The organism is Aestuariivirga sp., from assembly GCF_037139295.1.
Classification (GTDB): Bacteria; Pseudomonadota; Alphaproteobacteria; order Rhizobiales; family Aestuariivirgaceae; genus Aestuariivirga.
In genome coordinates, this window is sequence record NZ_JBAXGR010000266.1 from 1 (window position 1) to 2,059 (window position 2,059).

The window sequence follows — 2,059 nt, forward strand, 5'->3', positions numbered from 1 at the left end:
CAAAAGAGTTGAATTCCTCTTCAAGACCTCCGAGAGTCGTTGCAACATGGGGTGAAGTTCAACTGCCGTAGATGCAAACGCCTCCCTCCGCTGAGCGGCCATCAACTCCCGCAACGCCTGGTTCTTGCGATCCGTGAACCCAACATGGGAGATGAGATGAAGATGCTGAAGCGCCCCGTTCTCCTCCTCGACAGCCTCGATGAGTTTTACGAGCGCGGGAACGACGGAAGACATTCCACTGGCAGGCGCCAAACTCATCTCTTAACCCCTCACCGTACCGATCTCAGCCATACTGAAATACGGCCACTGAATTTCGCGGCGAGGTCCTTTCTCCCCACCACCGGAAGTCAACATCGCGGCCAATCCGATACCGCCATTCTCCGCGTAGATTCCAGCGAACTGATCTGCGGCCATCGACCGCCAAATGCCTGCCGACGGTCCCTCCCCAAAAGCACCGGATTGCTCATCCGGAAGTAGGGTCTCGAAGAGGTTGCGCAGCACCATGCGTTCGAATCCCTGATAGGCCGTGGAATTGTCAACAGCGTCGTGAATGGCGTTGGGATGGGGCGCCAGCAAACCCACACCGGTGCCCAAATCACCCGAAACTCCCAGTAGTCCTGACCGCTCCTCGGCATTCTTCACTGCGCTGGCGAATGCAGCACCCGAATCATGCCCGGCGGACCGCAGCTTGGCTAAGGCCACGCTGTGCCGCACTGGATCGGCATTCCTCATCACATCGAAAACAAGGTCTGAGGGTAAACTAACCGCCATTTTTTGGCTCCTGAAGTCCAGTTACTTCATCACAATATGCTTGCCTGAAGCTTTAAGGAGCAATGCACTCTCTCTCGTTTCATCCTCCAGAAGTTTGCGCTCTTCGACTAATCTCACGGCGCCCACGCGTCGCTCCAGCACATCTTGGCTGATTTTTGCTTTCACCAGTTTACGGGTCAAGTCGTCGAGAGCCTTTTTACGCAACTCCCTGGTACGATTTAGATCAGCCAGCCTCCGCATGGCAGCGGCGTAAAACATCAGTCCAGCTCCACCCGCGCGATCAAGCGCTGCGACTGTGCCACCTATTGTCTGTTCGAGTTCATCCATCTGCTGTCGGGCTGAAATGACACGAGCCTCAAGAAGGCGTGCTCGTTCCATCTGTGTCGAGCAAAGCCTCACGAGGCGTGCAGTTTCGTCCTTCAAAATCCACCCCTCAGAAGCCATGTGCGATAATCACTTGTGAAAACCGCCATCCAATCAACCCACACCAAGTAGAAGAGCAGAAACCCACCAAGCATGACCGCACCGCTCGTGGCGTGATACACTGAGATTTGTTGGGCGAAGCGATTTCCAAGTCCAAGTGCGAAATTCACAATCACACCATAGACCAGAAACGGACCAGATAGGCGAAGCGCCAGAAGCCAAGTCTCGCCAAGTGCATGCAGTAGATTGGAGAGAAACCATTCCGGAGAGATGGTCACACCCAAGGGCACCACGCCATAAGAATCAATCAGCGCGCGCAATAGTTCCATATGCAATCCCATCACAAAAATGATCGTGATCGCAGCTGATGACACTAACGTCGCCAGGGGTGATCCGGTGTCGCCTTCTTCAAGAGGTATGCCGGGAATTCCGGACAAGCCGATAAAGTTTGAGATGGCTGTTGCTGCGAACTGTAGCGCCAGAAAAAAGCAGCGGGACAATAGTCCGATCACGAGTCCGACTGATGTTTCCTTGACGATGAGAAAGACCTGTTCATCCTTCTGCACGACTGAAAGACGCTGCAACATCTCAGTCATCAGGAGAAGTGAGAGACCTGCCGTAATGGCAACAGCCACAAACAGGCGCACATGTACCGGAACGCGGGGGCTGGACAGGCCGGGGGCCAACAATAGACAGCCGCCGATACGGCAGAAAAGCAGAAAAAGAGCCAGAATCTGTGCTTCCAGTGCACCGGTCATGACATTGACGCGATAACTTCCACCGACACACCCCGGGAAATTTCGATATGAGAAAGAACAGGAAGTGCCGGAAAAAGCCTGTCAACGATCATGCGGACGTAAGGCCG

General features: G+C 54.3%; 4 protein-coding genes. All 4 read right to left on the minus strand.

The window, feature by feature from the left end:
• Nucleotides 1-234, minus strand: a 234-nt coding sequence (locus WCJ41_RS21735) for a hypothetical protein (RefSeq protein ID WP_336907924.1), incomplete at its 3' end; no start/stop codon positions are given.
• Nucleotides 235-261: 27 nt separating this feature from the next.
• Nucleotides 262-771: a rod-binding protein gene (locus WCJ41_RS21740; RefSeq protein ID WP_336907925.1), complete on the minus strand. Its 510-nt coding sequence runs from the start codon at nucleotides 769-771 to the stop codon at nucleotides 262-264.
• 21 nt (nucleotides 772-792) lie between these two features.
• Nucleotides 793-1,194, minus strand: a complete 402-nt coding sequence (locus WCJ41_RS21745) for a hypothetical protein (protein ID WP_336907926.1) — start codon at nucleotides 1,192-1,194, stop codon at nucleotides 793-795.
• Nucleotides 1,191-1,952 carry a flagellar biosynthetic protein FliR gene (locus WCJ41_RS21750; RefSeq protein WP_336907927.1) on the minus strand — a complete coding sequence of 254 codons (762 nt, stop codon included), beginning with the start codon at nucleotides 1,950-1,952 and terminating at the stop codon, nucleotides 1,191-1,193. The genes WCJ41_RS21745 and WCJ41_RS21750 overlap by 4 nt, the downstream gene beginning before the upstream one ends.
• Between the last annotated feature and the right edge of the window lie 107 nt (nucleotides 1,953-2,059).